The sequence below is a fragment of the Actinocrinis sp. genome (assembly GCF_035605935.1).
Taxonomy (GTDB): domain Bacteria; phylum Actinomycetota; class Actinomycetes; order Streptomycetales; family Catenulisporaceae; genus Actinocrinis.
The window spans coordinates 25,395-46,139 of sequence record NZ_DATNGK010000222.1 but is presented as its reverse complement, the minus strand read 5'-3'; the positions used below and the strand labels follow the sequence as shown (position 1 = coordinate 46,139).

18 protein-coding genes are annotated in these 20,745 nt (G+C 68.2%); 7 read left to right on the top strand and 11 right to left on the bottom strand.

Going from position 1 to position 20,745, the window contains the following annotated elements:
- Nucleotides 1–64 precede the first annotated feature (64 nt).
- The 11 genes from VN779_RS17965 to VN779_RS17915 form a co-directional block, all read right to left on the bottom strand.
- Nucleotides 65–595: a DinB family protein gene (locus tag VN779_RS17965; RefSeq protein ID WP_349260841.1), complete on the bottom strand. Its 531-nt coding sequence runs from the start codon at nucleotides 593–595 to the stop codon at nucleotides 65–67.
- 32 nt (nucleotides 596–627) lie between these two features.
- Complete coding sequence (locus tag VN779_RS17960) at nucleotides 628–1,092, bottom strand: DUF1992 domain-containing protein (RefSeq protein WP_325724794.1); 465 nt, start codon at nucleotides 1,090–1,092, stop codon at nucleotides 628–630.
- Entirely contained in the window at nucleotides 1,062–2,111 is a 1,050-nt protein-coding gene (locus tag VN779_RS17955; RefSeq protein ID WP_325724792.1) for a glycosyltransferase family 2 protein, read from the bottom strand. Before VN779_RS17955 ends, VN779_RS17960 begins: the two co-directional genes overlap by 31 nt.
- A 51-nt stretch (nucleotides 2,112–2,162) precedes the next feature.
- Nucleotides 2,163–5,861: a DUF4082 domain-containing protein gene (locus VN779_RS17950; protein ID WP_325724790.1), complete on the bottom strand. Its 3,699-nt coding sequence runs from the start codon at nucleotides 5,859–5,861 to the stop codon at nucleotides 2,163–2,165.
- Nucleotides 5,862–6,127: 266 nt separating this feature from the next.
- Nucleotides 6,128–7,216, bottom strand: a complete 1,089-nt coding sequence (locus tag VN779_RS17945; RefSeq protein WP_325724788.1) for a hypothetical protein — start codon at nucleotides 7,214–7,216, stop codon at nucleotides 6,128–6,130.
- Nucleotides 7,217–7,258: 42 nt separating this feature from the next.
- Nucleotides 7,259–8,398 (bottom strand): DegT/DnrJ/EryC1/StrS family aminotransferase, encoded by a 1,140-nt coding sequence (locus VN779_RS17940; protein WP_325724786.1) that lies wholly within the window; start codon nucleotides 8,396–8,398, stop codon nucleotides 7,259–7,261.
- 3 nt (nucleotides 8,399–8,401) lie between these two features.
- The gene (locus tag VN779_RS17935) at nucleotides 8,402–9,085 is read right to left on the bottom strand and encodes an acetyltransferase (protein WP_325724784.1); all 684 of its coding nucleotides are present in this window, start codon (nucleotides 9,083–9,085) and stop codon (nucleotides 8,402–8,404) included.
- A gap of 11 nt (nucleotides 9,086–9,096) precedes the next feature.
- Nucleotides 9,097–10,260 (bottom strand): DegT/DnrJ/EryC1/StrS family aminotransferase, encoded by a 1,164-nt coding sequence (locus VN779_RS17930; protein ID WP_325724782.1) that lies wholly within the window; start codon nucleotides 10,258–10,260, stop codon nucleotides 9,097–9,099.
- Nucleotides 10,260–11,273 (bottom strand): NAD-dependent epimerase/dehydratase family protein, encoded by a 1,014-nt coding sequence (locus VN779_RS17925; protein ID WP_325724780.1) that lies wholly within the window; start codon nucleotides 11,271–11,273, stop codon nucleotides 10,260–10,262. The genes VN779_RS17930 and VN779_RS17925 overlap by 1 nt, the downstream gene beginning before the upstream one ends.
- A 6-nt stretch (nucleotides 11,274–11,279) precedes the next feature.
- Nucleotides 11,280–12,356 (bottom strand): Gfo/Idh/MocA family oxidoreductase, encoded by a 1,077-nt coding sequence (locus VN779_RS17920; protein WP_325724778.1) that lies wholly within the window; start codon nucleotides 12,354–12,356, stop codon nucleotides 11,280–11,282.
- 39 nt (nucleotides 12,357–12,395) lie between these two features.
- Nucleotides 12,396–13,865: a sugar transferase gene (locus VN779_RS17915; protein WP_325724777.1), complete on the bottom strand. Its 1,470-nt coding sequence runs from the start codon at nucleotides 13,863–13,865 to the stop codon at nucleotides 12,396–12,398.
- A gap of 263 nt (nucleotides 13,866–14,128) precedes the next feature.
- Here VN779_RS17915 and VN779_RS17910 point away from each other — a divergent pair, with 263 nt between their 5' ends.
- From VN779_RS17910 to VN779_RS17880, 7 genes are all read left to right on the top strand, one after another.
- Complete coding sequence (locus VN779_RS17910; protein WP_325724776.1) at nucleotides 14,129–15,061, top strand: glycosyltransferase; 933 nt, start codon at nucleotides 14,129–14,131, stop codon at nucleotides 15,059–15,061.
- Nucleotides 15,062–15,072: 11 nt separating this feature from the next.
- Nucleotides 15,073–15,999, top strand: a complete 927-nt coding sequence (locus VN779_RS17905; RefSeq protein ID WP_325724774.1) for a glycosyltransferase family 2 protein — start codon at nucleotides 15,073–15,075, stop codon at nucleotides 15,997–15,999.
- Between the two features lie 294 nt (nucleotides 16,000–16,293).
- Entirely contained in the window at nucleotides 16,294–17,556 is a 1,263-nt protein-coding gene (locus VN779_RS17900) for an ROK family protein (protein WP_414639703.1), read from the top strand.
- Nucleotides 17,557–17,640: 84 nt separating this feature from the next.
- Nucleotides 17,641–17,802: a hypothetical protein gene (locus VN779_RS17895; RefSeq protein ID WP_325724770.1), complete on the top strand. Its 162-nt coding sequence runs from the start codon at nucleotides 17,641–17,643 to the stop codon at nucleotides 17,800–17,802.
- A 252-nt stretch (nucleotides 17,803–18,054) separates the two neighbouring features.
- Complete coding sequence (locus VN779_RS17890) at nucleotides 18,055–19,095, top strand: ABC transporter substrate-binding protein (protein WP_325724768.1); 1,041 nt, start codon at nucleotides 18,055–18,057, stop codon at nucleotides 19,093–19,095.
- A gap of 5 nt (nucleotides 19,096–19,100) precedes the next feature.
- Nucleotides 19,101–20,003 carry an ABC transporter permease gene (locus VN779_RS17885; protein ID WP_325724766.1) on the top strand — a complete coding sequence of 301 codons (903 nt, stop codon included), beginning with the start codon at nucleotides 19,101–19,103 and terminating at the stop codon, nucleotides 20,001–20,003.
- Nucleotides 19,979–20,743, top strand: a complete 765-nt coding sequence (locus VN779_RS17880; RefSeq protein WP_325724765.1) for an ABC transporter ATP-binding protein — start codon at nucleotides 19,979–19,981, stop codon at nucleotides 20,741–20,743. The genes VN779_RS17885 and VN779_RS17880 overlap by 25 nt, the downstream gene beginning before the upstream one ends.
- Nucleotides 20,744–20,745: the final 2 nt, after the last annotated feature.

The following is a 20,745-nucleotide window of genomic DNA, read 5'->3' as shown; positions in this document are numbered from 1 at the left end:
AGAGGGCTGAAAGTCTCGCACAGCGCAGCACGGATTTGCAGGCCGTGGCCACATCTCTGTGCTCTCACATGCCGATGCGGCCGTCGATCCGTTCGCGCAGGAGGTCGGCGTGGCCGTTGTGGCGCGCGTACTCCTCGACCATGTGGATCAGGATCTCGCGCAGGGAGATGCGGCCGTCCTTGTTCGGATCCGGCCCGGTGATTTCGAGATCCGGCGCGGTAGCGATGAAGTGGTCTGCGAAGGCGACTTCCGCGTGCCAGGCCTTCCACGCCTCGGCGACGGCGGCGGCATCAGGTGTCGCGCCATCGAAATCGCCGTCCGGCGCCTCGGCTGAGCGGTACAGGGACGGCACGTCTTGCCCGGCGAGGCAGCGGCGGAACCAGATCCGCTCCACCTCCGCCAGATGCCGGACCAGACCGAGCAGCGAGAGGGTGGAGGGCTCGACGGCGCGGCGGGCGAGCTGCTCGGCGTCGAGGCCGGCGCACTTGAGCTTGAGCGTTTCACGTTGGCGCCGCAGAAACTCGGCGAGCGTCGAGCGTTCGCCGCTCGGTTGCGGGCCGTTTTCGCGAGGGTCTTGATCGGTCGGCAGGAACATCTCCGCGCGCTGTCGGGCAGGCGTGTCCGTCGTCACGTGCGGCGCTCTCGCCAGGCGGCGATGGCCTGCTCCACGTCAACGCTCGGAATGACGACCGACGGGCCGGGGTGCGGGCGGCGGCGGGCCTTTTCCGCGCGCGCGTTGTAGTCCGCGACCATCTTGCGCAGCTCGCGCTCGCTGCGCGCCTTCGTCAGCCCCGCGGTGAGGTCCTGGGCCTCGCGGCGCAGCGCCAGCGGGACGGGGAGCGCGTACGGACCGACTTCCTCGCGTTTGGCTAGTTCCTTGAGCCACCAGTCCTCGTCGTACGGGCCGGCGTCCGCGAGCGGCTTTCCGCGGCCCGGCAACTCGTCGAAGGAACCGCGTGCGGCGGCTTCGCGGATCTTCTTTTCGATCAGCGTCTCGAAGCGGGTTTCGAAGCCACTCATCTCTCCATGGTCGCGGGGGAGCGCGAGATAGGCAAGATCGGTCAGATGCCGGTACGTCGCCAGCTGCGCCACCACAGGCGTTCGCGAGCGTGATGCGCATACGCGGTGACGACGAGCGGCTGGAGGTACGGCATGGTCTTCGTGCCGATTCGGCGGCGTACGCAGAGGCCGGCGAATTCCGGCAGGCGCTGGTAGGCCGGGTGACAGGCCGCTGCGAAGGCGACGAGTTCGTCGACGGGGACCTGCTCGGTGCGGCCGCGGTCGTAGGCGCGCGCGGCCCGCCAGAGGGCCTGGCGGGCGAGCTTGCGGTTCACGGTGGCGGCGAGGCGGTCGCGGTCGGCGGCCGGCAACTGCGCGGCATGTTCGAGCACTGCGTCGTAGGCCGCCTTGCGCTGGCGAAGGTCGTCGAGCTGACCGGAGAAGTCCGTCTGGGACATGCTCGCGCTGTGCACGCGGTAGTACGCCTGGTCGACGCCCTTGAGGTAGCCGACGTCCGCGTGCGCCGCGAACCGCATCCACATCTCGATGTCGCCGGAGTGCGGCAGGCGCGGGTCGTATCCGCCGAGCTTGCGCTGCAGGTCCGTGCGGACCACCACCTCGGGGGAGGTGATGCAGCCGTGGCCGGCTTTGAAGCGTCGCTCAAGCCACCACTTGCCCGGCCAGACGGACCAGCCCCCGCCCTCCGTTCGCGCGGGAGGCAGGGGCTGGTCCGCTGCAAAACGCAGCGGATGGCCGTACACGAAGCCGACGTTGGGATGCGCGTCGAGAAGGGCGGCGGCGCGGACGAGGGCGCCCGGGGTCAGTCTGTCGTCGGCGGACAACAGCACGGTGTAGTCGCCGTCCGCCCACTCCAGCAGGCCCTCGTTGTAGGTCGCCAGGTGGCCCTTGTTGCGTTCGTGGACCAGGACCTCGACCCGCGAGTCCGCCTTGGCCAGCCGGTGGGCGGCTTCGGCGGAGTCGTCGGGCGAGGCGTCGTCGATGATCAGGACTTTGACGTCGACCCCGTCCTGCTCGGTCAGCGCGCTGCCCACGGACTGCTCCAGGAAATGCCCGTAGCGGTAACAGGGGATGACGACGCTGACCGAGCTCATAGGGCGGGGCCTCCTGCTCCTAATCTGACACTGTCTTCGTGTTCTTATCGGTTAGACATCGGTCGGGGGCACCGGGTCGGTGCGCCGCCAGCTGTCGCCCTCGGTGCTGAGCGCGACGACCTGCGGCACCTGGCCGTTCGGCGGGATCTTCGGCAGGTGGGCCGGAGCCGCGCTGCCCGGGACAGCCTGGCGGAAGGTCCAGTCGATCGGCGCGATCGCCTTGCCGGTCAAGCCGTTCGCCGTCGCCACCGCCCGGTAGATCGCACCGGGACGCAGCGGCGCGTCCGGCCGGAACGAAGCCGTCTGAGTCGCCGGGTTGTAAGACAGCGTACCGGCTACCGACGTGCCCGCAGGCGATTCAGTGCCCTGCGTTCCCTCGGTGGTGACCACCTTGATCCGCAGGCTCTGCGGCGCGATCGGCTCCGCGAACGTCACCGTCGGCGGGTGTACGGCGTCTGCGACACCCGTCGTCGAGGTGACGATGTCGTCCTTGTCCGGGCCGAGCGCATCTACCGCCGGGGTCACCGAGCCGTCGGACGTTGCCGCCGCCGTCGAGGCACCACCGCTGGAACCGCTGGGCGGCGTCGTCGTGAAGCTCACGTCCACCCAGTAGTTCGTGGCGTTGAAGCTGTTGCTCGGCGGCTGAGTCGAGCCGGCCTCGTACAGGTAGAGACCGTTGCCCGAAGTCGACGTGGACTGCAGGGCGGTCAGCGGATAGGAGGTGATGGCCGAGGTGAAGTACGCGCCGCTCGACGAGTAGTAGCCGACCGGTGCGTGGTAGGACGCGATGTAGGTCGTGTTGGCCGTGATCGCGACCGGCGAGGAGAACGTGAGCGTCTGCCAGCCGGAGGCCGACTCACCGGTGAAGGTGCCGCTCGCCAGCAGGCTGCCGGAGGCGCTCCACAGGCTGCCGGTGTGCGTGCCGGTGTTCTTCGAGCCCTTATAGAAGTTCACCCCGGTCACGTAGCCGGCGACCGCGGACTGGAACTTGACGCCCACCTCGACCGACTTGGCATCGCTGGTGTTCACGTTCGCCGGGGCCCCCGCGCCGTTGAAGATCGAGCACGGGCAGGTGAAGGCCGGCGGCGTGTTCGCCGTGGTGAAGGACCACGTGTACGGGCTCGTCATCGCGTTGCCCCACAGGTCCGTGGCGCTCACGGTGGCCGTGTACGTGGTGCTCATCGCCAGTTGGCCGTTCGGCGTGAAGGTCGCCACGTGCCCGACCGGGTCGTAGCTGGCCGAGCCGGACTGCGTCACGCCGTTCTGGTCCTTGAGCGTGAACTTCAGCGTACTGGCGTTGATGCCCTCGCTCAGCGACGCGGTGATCGGGGCGTTGACCGGGACCGCCGTCGCGCCGGAAGCCGGCTGTGTCGAGGTCACCGTCGGCGGGGTGGTGCTGGTGACGTTCGACTGGAACACCGCGTCTACGTAGTAGTTCGTGTTGTTGAACCCGGTGCTCGGGAACGCCGTGCCGGCGCCGTACTTGTAGATGCCGTTCGGTGACGGGCCGGTGGCCTGGAGCGCCGTGATGGGCGCGAGGCCGGCGTTCTGGTTGCTGAAGTAGTTCGCGTCGGCGGAGTAGTGCCCGCTGGGCGCGAGGTAGGAGACCACGTACGTGGTGTTCGCGCTGACCGGGATCGGTTGCCCGAACGAGGCGGTCTGCCAGCCGGAGGCCGTCTCGTTGCTGAACGTCACGCTGCCGAGCAGGGTGCCGGTGGAGGTCCACAGGCTGCCGGTGTGCGTGCCGACATTGGTGCTCGCCTTGTAGAAGCGCACACCTGTCACCGCGCCAGACACGGTGGTCGCGAACTTCACGCCGACGTTGACCGAGGTTCCGTCACCACTGTCCGGCTTGGTCGGCGTGGCGGAGTTCGGGAAGATCGAGCACGGGCAGCTCTGCGGGCCGACGGTCACCGGGATGTTGACCGTGCTGCCGACGTTGTCGCTGTCGTCCTCGGCGCGTACCTGGATGGTGAAGTTGCCGGTCTGGGTCGGCGTCCAGCTGTAGCTCCAGTTGCCGAGACCGGTGGCCGGCAGCCAGGTGGTGCCGTTGTCGACGGAGACCTCGACCCGCGCGACCACGCCGCCGCCGTTGTCGGTGGCGGTGCCGCTGACGGTAACCGGAGACATCGCCGGGACGGTGGAGCCGGAGCTCGGCGAGGCCACGTTGACGGTCGGGCCGGAGGTGTCAGCGGACTGGCTCGCCCCGACCAGAGTGGATTGCAAGGTGACCGGCTGCACGCCCATGTCGGCGAGCAGGTTCACGGTCGCCTGCTCCTGCACCGGGTCCTCGTTAGTGGCGAGGTCGAAGTGCGTCGTGCCCAGACCCCAGGCCCACTGCACGGTGCCGGAGCTGAAGACCAGGGCGCCGGACGGATCGCGGTACTCGGTCAGGCTGTGCGTCGCGGTGCCGTTGCCGTAGACGTTGCCGTAGTCCTTCAGCAGCGTGCCGTTGGTGAGGTTGACCGTCGTCGAGGACATGTCGATCTCGCCGGACGGCCGCACCGAGTTCTGTACGTCGCTGTCCCACTCGTAGCCCAGCGTTCCGGTCTGCATCGTGTAGGTCTGACCTGGCTGGAGCGACGCGGCCTGCGTGTTACGCCACAACCGGTCGGTGCTGTACGGGTAGGCGACCGTGATCGCCTCGGCGTTGTAGCCGTTCACGTCGAACAGCGTGCCGGTCAGCTGGTTCTGCGGCAGGTTGCCGCCGATGCCCGCCCCCGCCGGGTCCATCCAGGTTCCGGTCCACTGGCCGCTGGGGTCCGCGATGCCGTCCGGCTGCGGGAACTCCATCTTGGTCATCTTGTACGAGACCACGGTGCGGTTGGCCGCGCTGTCCACGTTGCTGGCCGCGAGCCTGGTCTTCCAGAAGACGTCGTTGCCGGCGAAGAAGGCGAGGTTGACCCCGGCGTGCTTGGCCGCGGTCACCGCGTCCCACTGCGCCTGGTTCCAGTACTCGTCGTGGCCAGAGGACATGAAGACCTTGTGGTTGAGCAGCAGACTGCCCTGCGTGGACACGTCGACGCCGCTCAGGTAGCTCACGTCGTAGCCGTTGCGCTCCAGCCACTGCAGCATCGGGTACTCGGACCCGAAGATCCCGTTCGAGCCGGAGACGTTCAGCGGCCGGTTGTAGCTGACCGCGTACGCGCGGCCGTCGGGCGCCGGGCCGTTGCCCTGGTACAGGTCGTCGCCGCCGTACATGTTGTACGCCTGCCACGTCTGGTCCGAGGTCTGCACCACGATGTTGGAGTGGCTGCTGGGGTTCGTGACCACGAACGGGTACGGCATGAGGCCCTTGCCGTCGGTCTGGTCGAGTTCAGCCAGGTACACCCCGGAGACCGCGTCGGATGGCACGTTCCATGTCGCGGTTACGGTCCAGTTGGCGCAGTCGGTCAGCCCGGTGGCGGACTCGCGGGCGCAGGTTGGCTGGGTGATCGCCGGGAAGGCCGTGGTGGGCGAGGACGGCATGAGCCTGGCCCCGTCGCCGCCGTACCAGCCGAGCCGGAAGATCTCCACCTGGTAGCTGGCCGGCGAGCTGACCTTGAAGCTGATGGTCTGCCCCGGCTGCACACTCTCGGCGGTCGAGAAGCCCTGGATGTCGCCATACGCGCTGGGGGAGTACCACTGGCTCATCGGCGTGCCCGGCTGCGAGTTCTCGCAGACGATCGGGTTCGAGCCGGAGCCGCAGGGGTCCGTCGCCTGCGCCACGATCGCGGGTCCGGCCAGCGCGGCCAGCACGCCGAGGATCACCGCGGGAATCAGAATTCTGTTTCTGGCCCTTGCGCGACGGTACTTTTCGAAGAATACTGATAATAGCTTAGCGTGCATTGCCCACCCCGGGCCTAGAAAAGATGAATGGAAGGTCCTCGCCACACACATACAGTGCTAAAGATAGCGACGGTTTTCGATATTGACAGCCAAACGCGGACATTGTTGCGAGACCTTCATCTGGTGCTTGGATTTCGTCACCGTGGGTGTGCCCGGTGACCGTTATCAGTCGCTTTGAGTGATGAGGGCTAGGCGGGCGCTACCGCCGAGCCGTTACGGAACGTGTTGCCGGCCCACACGTTTCCGGATCCGGCGGCGTTCCAATAAGTGATGGCGCCGTAGTAGCCGCACTCCGGCCAGTACTCGTCCGAGAAGACGTTGCCGGAGACTGTGATTCGCGCCGAGCTGTTCCCGCCGGCGTACAGCGCGTACGCGCCGCCCGCCATCCAGTTGTTCTTGATGCTGGTGTCGGTCACCGCGCCGGAGTCCGAGTAAAGGCCGATGACCGAGGACGCCCCGTGGTTGACGTCGATCGGATTGAGCAGCGTGTTGTGCTCGATGCGCAGGCCGCCGGTATCGCCGCCCTCACTGATTATCGTGTCAGTGTGCTCATAATTTCCGTTCCTGGCGATGAACGGCACCAGGTCGTGCACATAATTATCATGGATATAGCCGTGGCCAACCGAAAGTGTGTTCCCCATAACCGACAGGTTGCTCCAGCCGACTTCCACGGATCCGTCACTCATGTTCGAGACCGCGTAGTCCTCGCCGCCGTTGTCAGGACCTTTTCCGGGAGTACCGGTGATGAGGGTGTGCAGAATACGCAGGCCGCTATGACCAGGGCGCAGGTTGATGCCCCACCAGTTGGTCGTGTCGATCTTGCTGTCGATGACGGTGACGTTGTCCGCGTAGATGTCCAGCGAGCCGTTCAGATTCCAGCCGCTGATGGTCGTTCCGTTGTCCCGGATCGAGATGTTGCCGGAATGCGAGGAAAACGACGCGGTGCGCGGTCCGGTGTTGGCAGCGGCCGGGAATCCGCACGCGGCGGGGCTGGTGCAGCCGGCCCCCGCTGCTTTGCCGGCGCCAAGCGTCGCCGAACCGGAAACCTTGGGCGCGGCGTGGGCGGAGGGGGATCGCGGCGAGCTCGCGCGCGGCGGGTTCGGCGTGGGCGACGAGGTGTGAGCGGCGGCCGACGCCGTCGATGCGGCGATCGGCGTGGTGCCACCGCCGCCGGAGCCGAGGGTCGCGGCGAGGGCGCCGCCGGTACCGATCAAGACGCCCGCGACGACGAGTATCAGTACTCGCTTACGCCCTAACCGCCGCCTGTGCGTACTCACCACTGCTTGTCTCCTCAGCCGATCCGATTCAGCGCGATCCAATTAGCCCAGCGCCGCCGTGAAGGCCTCGGCCACGCGTTCTTGTTGTGCGGCGGTGAGGTGCGGATGGAGCGGGAGCGAGACGATGCGTGCGGCGGCGGCTTCCGCGTTGGGGAAGCTGCCGACCGGATAACCCAGATGGGAGAAGGCCGGGGTCAGGTGCAGGGCGGCTGGGTAGTGCACGCCGGCGCCGATGCCCTGGGCGTTGAGGTTCGCGACGAGGGCGTCGCGCCGGTCGCGGTCGCCGTCGAAAGCGTCGATGCGCACGACGTAGAGGTGCCAGACGTGTTCGTTGTCTGCCAAGGTCGCCGGAAGCGCGATGCCGGGCACGTCCGCAAGCAGCTCGGCGTAACGCGCTGCGGCGGCGCGGCGGGCGGCGTTCCAAGCTGGAAGCTTGCGCAGCTTCAGGCGCAGCACGACGGCCTGGAGCGCGTCGAGCCTGCTGTTGAAGCCGACCAGGTCGTGGCTGTATTTGGTTAGGCCGCCGTGGTTCGCGATTGCCCTGACGGTCTTGGCCATGTCGGCGTCATCGGTGACGACTGCGCCGCCGTCGCCATACGCGCCGAGATTCTTGCCGGGATAGAAGCTCGTCGCGGCGATCGCGCCGGTGCCCGATCCCGCGCCCCGCCCGCCGCGGGTCGCCCCCTGGCATTGCGCGGCGTCCTCGACCACGCGCACGTTGCTGCCGGCCAGCTTCTCGGTCAGCTCCTCGACCGGCGCGTGCTGGCCGTAAAGGTGCACCGGGAGGACCGCGGCCGTGCGCGGGCCGACCGCGGCGACCGCGGCCTGCACGTCGATCAGATAGCTGTCCGGATCGCAGTCCACGAGTACCGGCACCGCACCGACCCGCGCCACCGCGCCAGCGCTCGCGATGAAGGTGTTCGCGGGCAGCACGACCTCGTCGCCCTGCCGCACGCCGGCCGCGCGCAACGCCAGCTCGACCGCGTCGGTGCCGTTGGCGACGCCGACGCAGTGCCGCACCCCGCTGAACGCCGCGAACTCCTCTTCGAAGGCCGCGACCTGCGGCCCGCCGATGAAACCGGTGGTGGCAAGCACCTTCTCGAAGCCCGCCGCGACCTCGTCGGCGATCTCGGCATGCGCCGATTTGAGATCCACCAACGGGATCGGGTCTGCCTGAGCCATCGCCTAAGCCAGCCTTTCGGGGATGTCGACCGCGATGTCGCGGAGTTTGCGTGCGGGGTTGCCGACCCACACCTGTCCGTCCGGGATGTCCTGCAGGACGACCGAACCCATGCCGACTTGTGACCAGGCGCCGATCTTGACCTGCTCGCGGATCAGCGCCCCGGAACCGAGGTACGCCCCGCGCTGCACGCGCACGCCGCCGCCGAACCGCACGCCCGAGGCGATCGTCGCGAAGTCGTCTACCGTCACGTCGTGCGTGAGGACGGCGTGCGGCATGACGGCGACGTGCGCGCTAACAGTGACTGCGGCGGTCAACACCGCCTGAGCGAGAAGCACGCTACCGGGGCCGATGACGCTGTCGCCCGAGATATCGGCGGAAGGATGCAGAATCGTGGCATAGCGATCGGCCGGAAGACCGAGCCGTTCGACGATGCGGGCACGGGTGAGGTAGTTGCGGGGATTGCCGACGCACACGACGACGCGCGCATTCGGCAGTGAGTACACCAGATCCGTGCCACCGATCACCGGCAGCCCGTCGACCCGCCGCCCGTGCAGCAGCGGGTCGTCGTCCAGGAAACCGTGCAGCCGCCAAGTCGGCCGCACGGCGTTGATCGCGGCCACGGCCTGCGCGGTCTCCCGCGCGAAGCCGCCGGCGCCGACGATCAACAATTCACTGGTGGCGGTCATGGCCTTGATCCCTATGCCGCGTCGTCCGCGGGCTTGCGCAGCACGTCGACGACGTGTTCCTGCTGTGCCTCGGTCAGTGCGTGGAAGAGCGGCAGGATCAGCGAGTCGCGGGTCAGCCGCTCGGTGTTCGGCAGCGGGATGTGATCAGCCCCCTGATACGCGGGCTCCAGGTGCGAGGCCATGATTCCGCGCCGCGCCGAGACGCCCGCGGCCGCGAGCCGGTGCAGCGTGGCGTCGCGGCTGCCGCCCGGGAACTGCGCCGGATCGAGCAGCACCCAGAACGACTGGAAGTTGCTGCGGCCGTACTCCGGATCGCGCACCGGGCTCAGCCCCGGGATGCCGGCCAGCAGCTCGTAGTAGCGACTCGCCAGCTGGCGGCGGCGCTCGACCATGGCGTCCAGCTTCTCCAACTGCACCAGGCCGACCGCCGCCTGAATGTCCGTCATCCGGTAGTTGAAGCCGGTCTCCAGGTAGCTCTCGAACGTCGGACCCGCACTGGCGTGGCGAGCCGCGGCCGACAGATCCATGGCGTGCTCACGCAGCCGGCGCAGGCGTTGCGCCCAGTCCTCCCGATCCAGCGTCAGCATGCCGCCTTCGCCGGTGGTCAGCAGTTTGCGCGGGTGGAAAGACCAGGCCGCGATCGCCGAACCGGCGCCGACCGGCTTGCCTAGATACTGCGAGCCGATCGCGCAGGCCGCGTCCTCCACCAACTCCAGATCGTGCCGGATGCACAGCGTGCGCATCGCGTCCACGTCGGCAGGCATGCCGCCCTGATGCACCAGCAGCACGGCGCGGGAACGGTCGGTGAGCACCGGCTCGACCGTCTCCGGCGTCAGGTTGCCGGTTTCCAGGTCTACATCGGCGAAAACCGGGGTGGCGCCTACGTAGCGCACCGCGTTGGCCGTCGCGATGAACGAGAACGAGGGCACGATCACCTCGTCGCCCGGCCCGATCCCGCAAGCCACCAGCGCCAGGTGCAGCGCCGTGGTGCACGAACTGACCGCGACACCATGCCGCGCACCGACCCGCGCCGCGAACTCCACCTCGAAGCGCGCGACCCGCGGCCCCTGCGCGACCCAGCCGGAGAGCACGGCCTCAGCCGCGGCGTCGGCCTCGGCCTTGCCCAGCCAGGGGATCATCACCGGGATGCGGTCGCCCGCCGCTGCGCCGGTCATCAGGGTGTTTCCGTCGATCGCTGAGCTTCCGATGATCGCTGCGCCCGCCACCACTCGACCAGGTCACGCAGGCCCTGATCCAAACCGATCTCGGCCCGGAAGCCCAGCTTCTGCTCGGCCGCCGAGATGTCGGCCAGCCGCCGGGTCACGCCGTTGACCGCGCGCTCGGGGCCGTGCTCGACGTCGAGGCCGTCCGCGTCCATGGCGCGCAGCAGCGCGGCGGCCAGTTCCTTGAGGCTGGTCTCCTCGCCGCGGGCCACGTTGAAGACCTCGTCGGTCAGCGGGGAGCGGGCGGCCAGCAGGTTCGCCCGCGCGATGTCCCGCACGTCCACGAAGTCCATCGTCTGCTCGCCGTCGCCGAAGATCAACGGCGGCTGGCCGGCCTCGATCCGCTCCATCCAGCGGATCAGCACCTCGGTGTACTTGCCGTGCGCGTCCATCCGCGGGCCGTACACGTTGAAGTACCGCAGCGCGAGATAGTCGAGCCCGTACATCGAGTGGAAGCTGCGCAGCATGCCCTCGTTGAAGGCCTTGGCCGCGCCGTAGAAGGTGTCGTTGTTGTAGGGGTGGTGGTTCTCGGCCGTAGGGAAGGACTCGGCGAGCCCATACACCGAGGCCGAGGACGAGGCGATCACCTTGCGCACGCCGTAGGCCGCCGCGGCCTCGAGCACGTTGAACGTGCCGTCGACCAGGACCTCGTTGGCCAGCCGCGGCTCCTGCGCGCACTGGGTGATCCGGATGGCGGCCAGGTGGAAGACCAGGTCAGCGCCCTGAGTCGACTCGTGAACCAGCTTCGCGTCCCGGATGTCGCCCTCGATCACCCGCACTGAGCTGTGGTATGCCGCGCCGTTCTGCATCGCCCAGGCCAGGTTCTCCCGGCGGCCGCGGGTGAAGTCGTCGAGCACCCGGATCTCGCTGGCGCCCTCCCGGACCAGCAGGTCCACCAGGTTTGACCCGATCGTGCCCGCGCCGCCGGTCACCAGGACCCGGCCGAGCGCTTCTTGCTGCGTCACGTTGTTCTACTCCCACCCTTTGAGGCCGATCACGGCGCCCTGGAACTCCAGGCTGCGCGAGGCCGCTTCCAACACGTCAAGCACCCGCAGGCCTGCGCGGCCGTCGGTCAGCGGCCGGCGTCCGGTGCGGATCGCGGCGGCGTACTCCTCGACCATCGCGCCCAGCGCCTCGCGCTCCAGCAGCGCCGGGGCGGTCATGTCGCCGGCCCGGTACGAGATCTGCATCTCCCGCCGCGCCTCGGCGCCGATCTCGCTGACATTGGCCAGGTCCACGCCCCGGTCGAAGACCGCGACGCGCTGCGCGGGGTTCAGATCGTCCCACACCAGCGTCCGCTTCGAACCGCCGATGATCGTGGTGCGCACCTTGGTCGGCGAGAGCCAGTTGACGTGCACGTGCGCGATCGCGCCGCCGGTCAGGCGCAGCGTCAGATACGCGACGCAGGCGCGCCCGGCGCCGATCGGGTCCGCGCCGTGCGCCGCGACCGCCACCGGCTCGACGCCTTCGGGCAGCACCGAGTCCAGGATCGACAGGTCGTGCGGGGCCAGGTCCCACAGCACGTCCACGTCCCGCTGCACCAGGCCGAGGTTGATCCGCACCGAGTCGAAGAAGTGCAACTCGCCGAGGGAGCCCTCGTGAATCAGCTCCCTGATCTTGGTGACCGCGGGCGTGTAGCAGTAGGTGTGGTCGCACATCAGGGTCAGCCCGCGCCGTTCGGCCGCCTCGACCAGGATCTTGCCATCGGCGTAGGTCGCGGCGAGGGGCTTCTCGATCAGCACGTGCTTGCCGGCCTCGAGCGCGGCGAGCGCGAGATCCTTGTGCGTGGCCGCGGGTGTGGCGATAGCGACCGCGGTGACGGTCTCGTCGGCCAGCACCTTCGCGTAGTCGGCGGTGGTCTCTACCGTCGAGTAGTTGCCGAGCACCTTGCGCGCCCGGTTGACGTCCAGGTCGCACAGCCAGCGCAGCCGGAACGAGGACGAGGCCTGGAAGTTGCGCACCAGGTTCGGGCCCCAGTAGCCGGCGCCGATCACGGCGACCCCAAGCGGCTCCGGCGGCGTGTCAGATTGTCCGGTGGAACGGGTCACTAGCTTTCCCCCCAAGGATTTTGGAACAGCTCTTCAGCGTCAGAACGCGCCGGTGCCGCGCACCACCGCCGAGGTCGTGCGCAGCAGGATCTTGGCGTCCAGCTGCGGCGACCAGTTCTCCACGTAGCTCAGGTCAAGGCGCACCGATTCGTCCCAGGACAGCATCGAGCGGCCGCTGACCTGCCACAGCCCGGTGATTCCGGGCTTGACCGCCAGCCGGTGGCGCACCTCTTCGGTGTACTGCGCGACCTCTTCGGGCAGCGGCGGGCGCGGACCCACCAGGGACATCTCACCGCGCAGCACATTGATCAGCTGCGGCAGCTCGTCCAGCGAGCACTTGCGCAGGATCCGGCCCACTTTGGTGATCCGCGGGTCGCGCCGGATCTTGAACAGCACGCCGTCGCTTTTCTCGTTCAGGTGCTCGAGCTGCTCGCGCAACCGCTCCGCGTCGGCGACCATCGTGCGGAATTTCAGGCAGACGAACTCCGCGCCATTGAGCCCCACCCGCACCTGGCGGAAGAAGGCCGGACCCGCGCTGGTGACCCGCACCGTGACGGCGAGCGCCAGCATGAGTGGCGAAAGCAAGAGTAGGGCGACGGCCGCGATCGCGCGCTCGATCCCCTCCATGACGGCGCGCACCGGGCCGGCCAGGATCGGCGCGCGGATGTGCATCAGCGGCAGGCCGTCGACGTTGTCCACCAGGATCCGCTCGGCGGCGACGCCCACGAGCACCGGCACCATGGCCAGGTCGATGCCCTGATCGTGTAGCCGCCAGGACAGCTCGCGCAGCGCCGGGCCGTCCACCTCCGGGCAGTTGAGCACTACCACCGCGTCGCATTCCATCGCCGTCGCGGTCTCGATGACCGAGCTGAGGTCCCCCTGGACGCTGATCGCCAGGTTCTCCTCCTCCTCGGGCTCGGTCGGACCGACCAGGCACGCGCCGACGATGCGGAGCCAGGGCGCCCGGTTCGGCCGCACCTGCGCCGCGAATCCGGCCACCGACCTGGCATGCCCGACCAGCAGAACCTTGCGTTGCTCCACATTCAGCCCAGCCCGGGACAAACCGGCCCGAGCCGCCGTGCGGGCGATCGGGGTCAGCGCCGCCGCCAGCGGGATCGCGACGATCACCTGGCGGAACAACGACATGCTGTCCACCAGCAGCGCGCTGGCCGCCAGCCCGGCGGCCAGCAATCCGGACGCGCCGAGCACCTTTCGGTAGAGTTCCGCGTCCATGCCGACCCGCCGTCGGTCGTACGCGCGCTGCAGCCACAGGGCCAGCGCCCAGAACACCGGCATCAGCACCACGGCGAGCCGCAGCGGGAGTATGGAAAAATTCGCCGAGTCGCTGCCATCAGGATGCAGCGCGTAGGCCACCAGCGCCCCCACCAGCGCCGCGACCGCATCCGCGAAAAGCAGGGTCCTCAAATAGACCCTGGTGCGCTCGTAGCGCCCGGTACGCACGTCCTGGCTGGTTCTTCGCTCGGACGTCAAAACGTTCAGGACCGTCACCGGTCTCCCCCCACACATGCTTCAGCGCGGGCGATCGCCACGCGCAGTCGTCAAGAACACTGCACAGCAAGCCCTGCCGGCTCCCACCACCTAACACCCACCTACACGAACCCCGGTTCAGCGAACCTCGGTCCGGCGATGCCCAACATAGCGTGATCGAACAGAATTCGTAGTCCCCGCCGCAAATTGACCGGAAGTTCTCCGCACCTCAGCGGGCGCGCGCCGCAGCCGGACACGCGCCGGAGCCGACCGGCAAGCGCACAGTGATTTTCGGCAACGCGTGGACAAGCCATGACGCGCCACTGATACTGCCTTCTGTGATAAGCGTGGTAGTGCCCGCACACAACGAGGCCGCAGTGCTGGGACGACTCCTTTCGGGTCTGGTTGCCGACAGTCTGTCGGAGCTGTCTGCCCAGGCAGATGGCCTAGAAGTCCTTGTGGTGGCTAACGGTTGCAGCGACGAGACGGTGGAAGTCGCCGCAAAATACCCTAATGTGCGGGTAATCGAGACACCGGTGCCGAACAAGCACCGCGCCCTGCGCCTCGGCGACGAACACGCGGCCGGATTTCCACGGCTGTATGTGGATGCTGACGTTGAGTTAACCACTGATGCCGTGTTGTCGCTGGCCAGAGCAGTTTCGCAGCCGGGTGTTCACGCTGCGGCACCAAAGCGGATCACGCCGTTGGACGGTTGCCCGTGGACGGTGCGCTGGTACTACCAGATCTGGGAACGGTTACCGGTGGTGCAGCAAGGACTTTTCGGGCGCGGCGTGATCGCGTTGTCCGCGCAGGGCCACGCCCGGATCGCCGCGTTGCCGGAACTGATGGGCGATGATCTCGCCGCGTCGCTGTCCTTCACGCCGCAGGAACGCAGCGTGGTCGAGCGTGCGCAAGTTGTAGTCTATCCGCCGCGTACGCTTGGAGATCTCCTGCGGCGGCGGGTGCGCTCGATGACGGTCACCACCCAGGCGGCCGACCAGACGCAGCTGCCCGGGTCGCGCACCAGCAAGGCGGATCTCAGAGATCTGCTTCGCGAGGCGCCGCTGCGCAACGGACCGCGGTTGGCGTGGTTCGTGATCGTGACGGCGATCGCCAGGTCGCGCGCCCGGCGGGCGGTCAAGGCCGGGGATTTCACCACCTGGCTGCGGGACGAGAGCAGCCGCGCGGCGGCGGCCGCGGCGACGGAACGGAAATAGGGGAGCGGCGCATGCCGGCAATCGCGGTCCTGGTGGTCACCTGGAACAGCGCGAAGGTGATCGACGGCCTGCTCGCGTCGCTGCGGCCTGGACTTGAGGGTCTGGACTGGCATTTGGTGGTCGCGGACAATGACTCCGCGGACGACACCACCGCGCGGGTCGAGCGGTGGGCGAACGAGAATTGCGAGCTGCGCTGCCAGGTCGTGAACACCGGCGGAAATCTCGGCTACGCGGGCGGGATCAACGCGGCGCTGGCGCAGTCCGAGAAATTCGACGCGGCGCTGGTGCTGAATCCGGATATCCGCTTGCATCCGGGCGCCGTCGCGGCGATGTACGAGTTCGTCGATAGTGCGGCGTCGGCCGGTGATGGGGCCGGGCCGCGCACCGGCATCGTGGTTCCGCGCATCGTGGACGAGGAGGGCAACCTCGCGCACTCGCTGCGCCGCGAGCCGACGCTGCTGCGCGCCCTTGGTGAGGCTACGCTCGGCGCCCGGGCCGGCCGGTTCGCGCCGCTCGGAGAGTTGGTCATGGACGAGTCGTCTTATCAGCGTCCTGCGGTGGCGGACTGGGCGACGGGTGCGATCATGCTCATCTCAGCGGCCTGTCTTGACGCGTGCGGGTCCTGGGACGAGTCCTTCTTCCTCTATTCGGAGGAAACGGAATTCGCCTTGCGGGCCAGGGATCGCGGGTTCCTCACCCGGCTCGCGCCGAAGGCGGCGGCGACACATATCGGCGGTGAATCAAAGGTGTCACCCGAGTTGTGGACGCTGCTGATGAGCAATCGGGTCAAGCTCTACCGCCGCCGGCACGCGCTGCCCGCCTCAGTGGCCTATTGGGGTGCGGCGCTGCTGCGCGAGGCCCCGCGCGCCGCGCTTGGGCAGCAACGCAGCCGTAGCGCCGTCAAAGCTCTGCTAAACACGAAGGTACTGAGCGGCTGACAACCACGCGCGCCGCGTCGATTAATTCGCAACCCGAGCTATTTCCCGCACCGATCCACTGCCGGGCCAATCCATTTCACCCGCCGAATTGTTTGGTAACCGGCTGTCTCGCATATTGAGCGGCTGAGCTGCGCATCTAGGCAGCGCTTAAGGCGCCTGCTAGCGTCTTGGGCATGGTTTCCCAGGCCGCCAGACTTACTTCGCGGCGCTACGTCGACTTTCGGCGTCAGTGCGCTGCGATCTGTCCGCCTCCGAATTAGGCGGCCCGGAGCCTCCCGGCTTCGGCCGCCGACCATGTCGGCGCCGCAGCGACAGTCGGAGGCAAACCAAATGAATCGTCGGGATCCCAGCTACCGCCGGGGCGTGAGCGCAGGTTCGATACTGCGCACCGTCCTCGAACACGGCCCGGTCGCGCGCAGCACCATCGCGAGGCTGACCGGTCTTTCCCCCGCATCGGTGACCGGGCACACCGCGGAACTCGCGCAACAGTGCTTCATCCGCGAGCTTCCGCAGACCACCCGGTCCAAGGGCGTCGGGCGGCCGCACATGCCGGTCGACCTCGACATATCTGGGTACTTGGTCGCGGCCGTGCACGTCGCGGTAGCGCACACCACCATCGCTCTGCTCGATCTGCGTGGCCGCGTACTTGTGCAACACCAGGAGCCGCACTCGGAGGCTGAGCCACTGGCCGTAGTCTCGCGGGCCAGCGAAATCCTCGCGCGGCTGCTCGAGGAGCACTCGGCGGGCAGAGTTCCGCTTGGTCTCGGCGTCGCCACTGGGGGCTGGGTCGACCGCGAAGCCGGAACACTTGTGGAGCACCGATTACTCGGCTGGCGGGACGTGCCGTTGCGAGAACTCTTCGCAGAGCGCACCGGGCTGCTGGTCGAAGTAGACGGGCACTCGCGCGCACTGTTGCAGGCGGAGCGGTTGTTCGGCGTCGCTCGCGGCCGCAACAGCGTGATGCATTTGTTCATCGGGAACGTCGTCGACGCGGCGTTCGCGGCGGGCGAGTCGGTGCACTACGGCCCGCGCTCGCAGGCCGGCGCGATCGCGCACCTGCCTTTGGCGGGCAACACCGAACCCTGCTTCTGCGGCCGCGCCGGCTGCCTTCAGGCGGCTCTTTCCGAGCCGACCCTAGCGCGACGCGCGTTCGACGAGGGCATCATCACGGAGCCCGAGTTCCCGCTCCTGCTGGAGACGGCCCGATACGGCGACCCCGGCGCGCTGCGGCTGTTCGCCGAGCGAGCCCGCGACATCGGCCGAGCGACGGCGATGCTCACCGACGTGTTCGGCCCCGAACTCGTCGTGGTCGTCGAACCCGGGGTCATGCTCCTCGACGGCAACCTCAGTGTTCTGCGCGACGAGGTACGCACGCGTGCCTGGTCGTCCCTGGCGGATGTCACACAGACCGTTGTGCCGACTGGCTTCGCCCCCGACTCAATCCTCGCCATCGCCGGCGGCTCGGTGATTCTCGACGCCCTCTACCGCGATCCGCTCGCGCTCCTGGCAGCGTGCGAAGATGCCCGATCCGCGCAAAGCAGCGGTATTCATGCATAAACCTGACTTACTTTGATCTGCACTGACTTATTTCAAGAGAACCGAATGTTGACAGGTTTGTCCCAGGGCCGCGAGCATGGTCACATGAGCAGCGTGACGACAGTTTCGCCGGTCGGCCGGGCGCCTCAGCGCCGCGGTTTCCCGACCGCCGCGCCGTCGCGTGCGCTCCCGCCCCGGCAGCTCGGCCTGACCAAGCGCCGTGTCATCGACCTGATGCGCGTCGGCCGCACCTTCTGTTGCCGCTGAACCCGTTCTGCGCGGTCTGATCGGGTCACCTTCAGCCTGATCCACTTGTGCCGCGGTACTTCGCCGCACCCATCACCCGACTTGTTCGGGTTCCACGCCTGCTCGCTGCCGCCCTGCGGCGCGGGATCCGGCATGCCCTCCGCTGCATTTACTTGTCCACGTAAGGACCCTTCCTTGTCGAGCCGTGCCTTCTCCGAGATCTCTGCGACCCGGCCTTCTGGGGCCCGACCAGCCGCGCCGAAACCGGGCATCATGCAACGGCGCGCTTTCCTCCAGGCGCTGCTGGGAACCGGCGCCGCGCTCAGCCTCAGCTCCTGCGCCGTGGCCGCCGCCGAGGGAACGCCGCTGGCCACCAACTCTCCGCTGGCCTCGTCCGTACCGGCTGGAACCAGCCTGAGCATCGCGTCTTACACCGGTCTGCAGCAGCTCCAGCTCAAGCTCGCCGGGCTGCTGACCAACCTGCCGTTCACCGCCTCCGCGTGGCCGAGCATCGGCGCCGGACCCGACGTGATCAACGCCTTTCGCGCCCGGTCGCTGGAAGTGGCCAACAACGCCGGCATTCCGCCCATCCAAGCGCACTATCAGGGTTTTGACGCGAGGATCGTGGCCGTCGACCTGACCCGCAAACCGGCCTACATCTTCGCCACCAAGCCAGGCAGCGATATCCGCGCTGTGGCCGACTTCCGCGGCAAGCGACTCGCCTTCTCCCAGGGCCAGGCACAAGGCGTCGTGTTGCTGCGCGCGCTGAAGAAGGCCGGGCTCAAGTACTCCGACGTCACGTTGGTGAATCTGACCAGCAACCAGTTCCTGACCGCATTGCAGGCCGGGCAGGTCGACATCGCGCCGTTGGCGATTTCTCAGGTCCCTTCGTACCTGAGCCGGTACGCGTCCGACGGCGCTCGCGCCATCTCCACCGACGTGGTGGACCTTCTCAACATCCTGTGGGCGCCGGCGTCCGTGCTGGCCGACAAGGGCAAGGCCGCCGCGATCGCCGCCTACATCCCGCTGTGGGCCAAGGGCCAGGTCTGGGCGTGGGAGAACCCTGAGACCTGGGAGGAGGAGTACTACGTCAAGACGCAGAACATCACCTTGGCGCAGGCCAAGGGGATCATCGCGCTGACCAGCAAGCCACTGTTCCCGCCGAGCTGGGACGAGGCCATCGCCTGGGAGCAGGAGACCATCGACCTGCTCGCCGAGGGCGGCTTCGTCAAGTCCTTCAAGGCGGACGTGCTCTTCGACCGCCGCTTCGAGCATCTCGCGTCCGACGCCGTCGCCGCCCAGTACCGGAGCTGATCCACGTGACCGAACTGATCTCCCCGCAACTGGCCGCGCCGCCGACCGCGCGCCCGGCCACTGCTGCGGCTAACCTCGCCTCGTCCGCCGCCGCCGTTAGTGCCACCAGCCGGCCCGCCCGGACCCGGTCTGTACGCCGCCTCGGCCCCGGACGCCGCCTGCCCTACGCCAATCTGCTCGGGCCGCTGCTGCTGCTCGCCGTCTGGTCGATAGCGAGCGGAGCGGGCCTGCTCGACCCACGCGTGCTGCCGGCGCCATGGACCGTGGTGCACACCGGCGTCGACCGCTGGCTGCACGGCACCCTGCGCGCCGACACCACCGACTCGCTCTGGCGAGCAGCTCAGGGCTTTGCGATCGGCCTCATCGTCGGCGTGGCCCTCGCGCTCATCGCCGGCCTCAGCCGAATCGGCGAGGCGGTGATCGACGGCACCGTCCAGATCAACCGCTCGGTGCCGACCCTCGGCCTGATCCCGCTGTTCATCCTGTGGCTCGGCATCGGCGAGACCTTCAAGGTGGCGATCATCGCGATCGTCGTCTACATCCCGATCTACCTGAACCTGCACGCGGCCCTGAGCGGCATCGACGGCCGCTTCGTCGAACTGGCCGAGGTGCTCGGCCTGAGCCGATGGCAGTTCATCCGGCAGATCGTCATTCCCGGCGCGCTGCCCGGTTTCTTCGTCGGCCTGCGGCTCGGTGTCACAGGATCCTGGCTCTCCCTGGTCGTGCTCGAGCAGATCAATGCGACCAGCGGACTCGGCTACATGATGTTCCAGGCGCAGAACTACGGACAGACCGACGTCATCGTGCTTGGCCTCTTGATATACGGCTTCTTCGGATTCGTCTCGGACGGCATCGTCCGCCTCATCGAACGGAGGGTGCTGACATGGCGGCGCTCGCTCAGCAGTTGAACCCCGGCACTTCGAGCACTGCGCAACTGAACCGGCCCGCCGTACACCTCGGCGCGCTGACCCGGGCCTTCGGTGACCGGACGGTGCTGGACAGCATCGACCTGGACATCCCGGCCGGACAGTTCGTCGCGCTGCTCGGGCACAGCGGCTCGGGTAAAAGCACCCTGCTGCGGGCTATCGCAGGGCTCGATCACGATGTCACCGGATCCGGCGAGATCCAGGCACCAAACCGCATTTCCGTCGCCTTCCAGGACTCTCGGCTGCTGCCCTGGCGCCGACTGCTTGAGAACGTCGTGCTCGGCGCGCCAGGCGGCGGCAGGGAATCGGCGTCACGCGGCCGCGCCGCGCTGAGCGAGGTGGGCCTGTCAGGACGCGAACGCGCCTGGCCGCGCGAGCTTTCCGGCGGCGAGGCTCAGCGCGCCGCCCTGGCCCGTTCCCTGGTCTGGGAGCCGGAACTGCTGCTCGCGGACGAACCGTTCGGCGCGCTCGACGCACTGACCCGGATCAAAATGCACGCCCTGCTGCGCGAATTGTGGGAGCGGCACCGGCCCTCAGTGCTCTTAGTAACCCACGACGTCGACGAGGCCATCGTGCTCGCCGACCGGGTCCTGGTGCTTGACCGCGGCCGCCTGAGCCTGGACCTGCCCGTCGAACTCCCGCATCCGCGCACCTACCGCGACCCGCAGTTGGCCGAGTACCGCGAGCGGTTGCTCGCCGCGCTCGGCGTGAAGGAGAACTGACC

Coding starts and splice junctions, on each gene's coding strand:
- VN779_RS17965 (WP_349260841.1), bottom strand. CDS start 595: ATGTTCCTGCCGACCGATCAAGACCCTCGCGAAAACGGCCCGCAACCG.
- VN779_RS17940 (WP_325724786.1), bottom strand. CDS start 8,398: ATGGCTCAGGCAGACCCGATCCCGTTGGTGGATCTCAAATCGGCGCAT.
- VN779_RS17900 (WP_414639703.1), top strand. CDS start 16,294: ATGTCGGCGCCGCAGCGACAGTCGGAGGCAAACCAAATGAATCGTCGG.
- VN779_RS17895 (WP_325724770.1), top strand. CDS start 17,641: ATGAGCAGCGTGACGACAGTTTCGCCGGTCGGCCGGGCGCCTCAGCGC.
- VN779_RS17935 (WP_325724784.1), bottom strand. CDS start 9,085: ATGACCGCCACCAGTGAATTGTTGATCGTCGGCGCCGGCGGCTTCGCG.
- VN779_RS17955 (WP_325724792.1), bottom strand. CDS start 2,111: ATGAGCTCGGTCAGCGTCGTCATCCCCTGTTACCGCTACGGGCATTTC.
- VN779_RS17890 (WP_325724768.1), top strand. CDS start 18,055: ATGCAACGGCGCGCTTTCCTCCAGGCGCTGCTGGGAACCGGCGCCGCG.
- VN779_RS17930 (WP_325724782.1), bottom strand. CDS start 10,260: ATGACCGGCGCAGCGGCGGGCGACCGCATCCCGGTGATGATCCCCTGG.
- VN779_RS17905 (WP_325724774.1), top strand. CDS start 15,073: ATGCCGGCAATCGCGGTCCTGGTGGTCACCTGGAACAGCGCGAAGGTG.
- VN779_RS17880 (WP_325724765.1), top strand. CDS start 19,979: ATGGCGGCGCTCGCTCAGCAGTTGAACCCCGGCACTTCGAGCACTGCG.